Genomic DNA, 5,049 nt, shown 5'->3' with positions numbered 1-5,049 from the left:
GAACTGGTGATCCATATGCTGGCTGGTATGCGATGTCGCTGCGCAACGGTGTGCTGACCTACCGTGAGAATACGCGTCGGGATGATGCCGCAGCCGAGATCAGCCTGTCGCAGGGGCTGCTACCTGAGCTGGGATTGCGTGCCGAAGCGCTGGAACAGGCGATTGCCAGCAAGCATGTGACCATCGAGGGTGATGCCGCCCAAGTTGACCGATTGATGGCGTCGCTGGATACCTTCAGCAGCGGCTTCAACATCATTACGCCGGCGGTGCTGAGCGACAACTGACATCTGCTGCGCAGTACCGTCAGCCGGACAGTCTTTGACTGCCCGGCTTTTTTCGTTCTACTCCCAATCCACCGGACAGGCGGTGCAGTCGGTCATGGTGACGTCCAGGAAGGTGCCGTAGTGCAGACGGGCGCCTTCCAGGTTGGCGTCGCTGAGATTGGCGTGGTTGAGTTTTGACTCCTGCAGGTTGGCGTCGCGCAGGTCGGCGCCCGCCATGTCCGCTTTGGGCAGCCAGGCCATTTCCAGATTGGCGGCGCGCAGGATGGCATTGTGCAGGGTGGCCCCGCTGAAGCGGGAGAATTCGAGGTTGGCGCCGGTAAAGTCGGTGCCGTTGAAGCTGGCGCCCTGGGCGGTGAGGTTCCAGGCGCTGGCGCCCATAAAGTTGGCGCCGTCGGCGTTGGCTCCACGCATGGCGGTTTGCTGCAGGCTGGCACGGGCCAGGTTGGCATTTTGCAGGTTGGCCTGATCCAGCCGGGCCTGATCAAGAATGGCGTGGCGCAGGTCGGCGCCGCTTAGGTTGGCGCCGGTCAGATCTGCCTTGCGCAGATCCATGTGGCGCAGGTCGGCGCCGCGCAGATCCGCTCCGGGGCAACTGGTGCCGGGCATTATCGCGCAACCGTTGATGGACTGGATATCTTCTTCAGCCAGATCGGCGCTTTGGGCCTGCAACTGTGTGCTGCCGAGGACGAGTAATGTGGCACAGACGAGAGGAAGCTGTTTCATGTCGGTCTCCAGAGCCCTGCCCGCAGGGCGGGCAGGGCATGGCAGGGATTACTCGTTAGCCCAGCTGGGCAGTTTGAAGACCCAGAAGGAGCCACCTTGGGCAACTGGCTTGGTCAGCTCAGCCATATCGCCGCCCCACAGCGGAACCGCGCCGCCGTAACCGGTGGTGACACCGATGTACTGCTCGCCGTCCTGTTCCCAGGTGATCGGCGGGGAGATGACGCCGGTACCGGTCTGGAACTCCCACAGCTGCTCGCCGGTTTCCGCGTTGAAGGCCTTGAAGAAGCCATCGCCGGTGCCGGTGAAGACCAGGTTGCCGCCAGTGGCCAGCACGCCGGCCCAGAGGGGCAGGGGCTCCTTGTGTTCCCAAGCGACGTTGCCGGTCTGCGGGTCCATCGCGCGCAGGATGCCCACGTGATCATCAAACATGCGCTTGATGCGGAAGCCCATGCCCAGGTAGGCGGAGCCTTTGGTGTAGCTGACCTGCTCGGTCCAGTAGTCTTCTTTCCAGTGGTTGGCCGGCACGTAGAACAGGCCGGTGTCGCGGCTGTAGGCCATGGGGTTCCAGTTCTTGCCACCGAGGAACGGCGGGGAGACCTCGATCGCTTCGCTGCGCTCCTGACCTTCTTCCAGGCGCGGCGGACGCTGACCTTCGTTCTCGATCGGGCGACCGGTTTCCAGGTCGATGCCGCTGGCCCAGGTGATGTTGTCGACAAACGGGAAGGCGTTCATCAGCTTGCCGTCTTCGCGGTTGACCACGTAGAAGAAGCCGTTGCGGTCAGCGTGCGCGGTGGCCGGTACTTTTTCGCCGTCCTGCTCGTAGTCGAACAGCACCAGCTCGTTGTTGCCGGAGAAGTCCCAGGTGTCGTTCGGGGTGTGCTGGTAGAACCACTTGACCTCACCGGTGCTGGGATCAACGCCAACCTGACCGGAGGTATACAGGCTGTCATAGTCAGCCGGGTTGCCGTCTTCCGGCGTGCGCGCCCAGCCGTTCCAGGGCGCCGGGTTACCCGCACCGATGATGATGGTGTTGGTGGCAGCATCAAAGCTGGCGCTCTGCCACGGCGCACCACCGCCCTGACTCCAGGCCTCGACCTTGCCGGTCGGAGAGTTCGGGTCATCCGGCCAGGAGGGCGCTTTGATGTCGCCGGTGGGGGTGCTGTCTTCGCCGTTCAGGCGGCCCATGTGGCCTTCCACGAAGGGGCGCATCCAGATCTCTTCACCGGTCAGCGGATCGCGGGCGAACAGCTTGCCGACCACGCCGAACTCGTCACCCGAGGAGCCGTGGATCAACAGGGCGCGGCCAGTGGTCTGGTCCTGCACGATGGTCGGGGCGCCGGTCATGGTGTAACCCGCCTTGTGATCGGCAAACTTCTCGCGCCAGACGACCTTGCCGGTGTCCTTGTTCAGCGCCACAACACTGGCGTCCAGGGTGCCGAAGAAAACCAGGTCGCCGTAGATAGCGGCGCCGCGGTTGACGACGTCACAGCAGGGGCGGATATCATCGGGCAGGCGGTGCGAATAGCTCCACAGGCGGCGGCCGGTTTTGGCGTCCAGGGCGAAGATGCGTGAGTAGGAGCCGGTGACGTAGATCACCCCGTCGTGAACGATGGCCTGGGACTCCTGACCACGTTGTTTTTCATCACCAAAGGAGAAGGTCCAGGCCGGTGTCAGTTTGAACACGTTGTCGGCGTTGACCTGGTTCAGCGGGCTGTAACGTTGGGCGTTGGTGCCCATGCCGTACATCAGCACGTTGTTGGTGGTCATGTGGTCGTTGGCAATGTCGTCCCAGGTGACCGGCGTGGCGGCGGCCGGATTGGCAGCCAGACCAAAGCTGGCGGCAATCACGATGCCCTTGATCGCCTGGCTGATCGGTTTCAGCGAGGAATGTCTTGTTGTTTTCATGGCAGTTTTCCTGTCGATAGTTGGGGTGTTCAGCGGGGCTGATCCACGGCTCATGGTGGTCGCGTGGCTGGCCCGGTCGATACGGAAAAATGCCCGGATGTGGCGGGAAGAGTTCCCGGTTGGCTGGCGCTTGGTAGGGGGTAGGAGGGAGCAGTACTTAGGACGGAGAAAACCTGATCCAAGAGCGGGTGAGACTGTTTCCGAAAAAGCCGCAACGCCTCTGCTGCGGGCGTTGCAAGGCGGGCTGCAGGCCGTTTCTACTACCAACGAACTAGCGCGCGGCCACCAAAGCAGCATTGGGCGCCGGGGCGCCGCTACCTACCATGCTCATCGTCAAATCCGTAATAAACGGCCAAGAGGTGAGCAGTATGAACCATTACAAGAACACACTGAAAATGACCGCGCTGGGCCTGGCACTGGTCGCCGGTCAGGCGTTTGCCCACGGCAACGTCACCCCTCAGGCGGTCGACACCAAAGGACTGGAGAACCTGGGCGAGGAATGGCGCGATACCAACCCCTACCGCGAAGGGCACCCCCAGCATGACCTCGCCATTCAGGTAGGGGCCTCAGCCTATAACCAGAACTGCGCGGCCTGCCATGGCCTGGACGGCATCTCTGGTGGTATCAACCCGGATCTGCGCTATCTCGAAACCGGTGACTACGGCGATGAGTGGTTCAAGCAACGCGTCATCAATGGCGCTGTGCGCGATGGTCGGGTTTATATGCCGCGCATGGCCGACTTTGTCAGCCAGGAAGCCCTGTGGGCCATTCGCACCTGGCTGGAAAGCGTTGCCGTTGAGCAGTAAATAGCGACGCCAGTCCAACAAGCCGGCCACAGGGCCGGCTTTGTCGTTTTTGTGGCAGTGACATGGACTACCAGAGGTGGCTGACCGGGATATCGCTGGTGCGGGGGGAGTGGTTGCATCGATAAGCGAAATCAACGGGTTTGCTATAAGCATGTAATATTATAACTTTCTGCTTTTACTGTTACGTTATATCAAATATTATTCTCCGCTTACTTTTCTGCCCTTTATTCCAATCACGACTTGCTAGGGAGTCTTCATGTTGCCTGCCAAATCCCCCTTGGCGCTGGCACTGGCCGTTGCTGCGGCCAGCGTGTCTGCCCATGCCGATGAATCGCTCACGTTACCCAGTGTCACAGTCAGTGCTTCTGCACTGGAACAATCCGCCGATCGCATGACCCAGCCTGCTGCCGTGCTGCAGGGGGACGAGTGGATCAATCAGCGCGAGACAGGGCTGGCAGACAGCCTTGAGTCGCTGCCGGGTGTACAGGCCAGAAACTATGGGCCAGGCGCCAGCCGCCCTGTGATCCGCGGCCTGGATGGGGCGCGGGTACGGGTGCTGAGCGATGGGGCAGGCGTGATGGATGCCTCGACGATCAGCCCGGACCATGCGGTGACCGCCGATACCGCGCTGCTGGAGCGGGTTGAGGTGCTGAAAGGGCCGTCGACCTTGCTGTATGGCGGCGGTGCCATTGGTGGGGTGGTCAACCTGATTGACCGTCGCGTACCGACCTACATTCCCGAGCGCGGCTATGAGGGTGAGATTGACCTGCGCGGCAACACCGTTGCCGATGAGCGCACCGGCGCAGTCGGCCTGACCCTGGGCGCGGGCCAGTTTGCGGCGCGCATCGAGGGTGCCAAGAGCGAGGCTGACCCCTACAATATTCCCGGTTCTCCGTCCACGCAGGAAGGGGCTTACAACGAGACCGAGTCCTCTGCGCTGGGGCTGAGCTGGATCACTGATCGCGGCTATGTGGGCCTGGCCTACAGCCGTCAGGATCGCGAGTATGGCCTGCTGGCGCACGAGCATGCCGATTGTCACACCCATGGGCCGGCGGACTGGCACTGCGTAGAGCATGACCACGGTCATGACCACGACGACGACCATGATGATGACCACGATGACGATCATGACGACGACCACGATCACGACGATGATCATGATCACGAGCACGAGCACGAGGAGCACGGTCAGGCCTACATCGATATGAAGCAACGTCGCTGGGACATGCGCGCTGACTACCAAGACCCCTTCAGCGGCTTTGAGCGCATTCGTGTGCGCGTTGCCGATACCGATTACGAACACGTCGAAATGGAAGGTGCTGAAGCGGGCA

5 protein-coding genes are annotated in these 5,049 nt (G+C 61.8%); 3 read left to right on the top strand and 2 right to left on the bottom strand.

Translation table 11 applies throughout. The features are described from left to right. Positions 1-284 (top strand): alkyl sulfatase C-terminal domain-containing protein (locus CNQ84_RS19220; protein WP_174704273.1); only part of this gene is annotated, 284 nt, incomplete at its 5' end. A gap of 57 nt (positions 285-341) precedes the next feature. On the opposite strand, the gene CNQ84_RS19215 is transcribed toward CNQ84_RS19220, so the two are convergent. Both CNQ84_RS19215 and exaA read right to left on the bottom strand, forming a co-directional pair. Then, positions 342-1,007: a pentapeptide repeat-containing protein gene (locus CNQ84_RS19215; protein WP_096006393.1), complete on the bottom strand. Its 666-nt coding sequence runs from the start codon at positions 1,005-1,007 to the stop codon at positions 342-344. A 48-nt stretch (positions 1,008-1,055) separates the two neighbouring features. Then, complete coding sequence (gene exaA / locus CNQ84_RS19210; protein ID WP_096006392.1) at positions 1,056-2,912, bottom strand: quinoprotein ethanol dehydrogenase; 1,857 nt, start codon at positions 2,910-2,912, stop codon at positions 1,056-1,058. Between the two features lie 395 nt (positions 2,913-3,307). Here exaA and pedF point away from each other — a divergent pair, with 395 nt between their 5' ends. Next, on the top strand, positions 3,308-3,718 hold the full coding sequence (pedF, locus tag CNQ84_RS19205) for a cytochrome c-550 PedF (RefSeq protein WP_407920695.1): 411 nt from the start codon (positions 3,308-3,310) through the stop codon (positions 3,716-3,718). A gap of 256 nt (positions 3,719-3,974) precedes the next feature. Continuing rightward, on the top strand, positions 3,975-5,049 hold a 1,075-nt coding region (locus tag CNQ84_RS19200; RefSeq protein ID WP_165771330.1), incomplete at its 3' end, for a TonB-dependent receptor.

The sequence above is a fragment of the Pseudomonas abyssi genome (assembly GCF_002307495.1).
Taxonomy (GTDB): Bacteria; Pseudomonadota; Gammaproteobacteria; order Pseudomonadales; family Pseudomonadaceae; genus Halopseudomonas; species Halopseudomonas abyssi.
Note: the sequence above shows the minus strand (reverse complement) of the source record. Positions and strands in the feature narration are given on the sequence as shown.

Excerpts from the sequence above, each read along its gene's own strand:
- CNQ84_RS19215 (WP_096006393.1), bottom strand. The coding sequence starts at position 1,007 with ATGAAACAGCTTCCTCTCGTCTGTGCCACATTACTCGTCCTCGGCAGC.
- exaA (WP_096006392.1), bottom strand. The coding sequence starts at position 2,912 with ATGAAAACAACAAGACATTCCTCGCTGAAACCGATCAGCCAGGCGATC.
- pedF (WP_407920695.1), top strand. The coding sequence starts at position 3,308 with ATGACCGCGCTGGGCCTGGCACTGGTCGCCGGTCAGGCGTTTGCCCAC.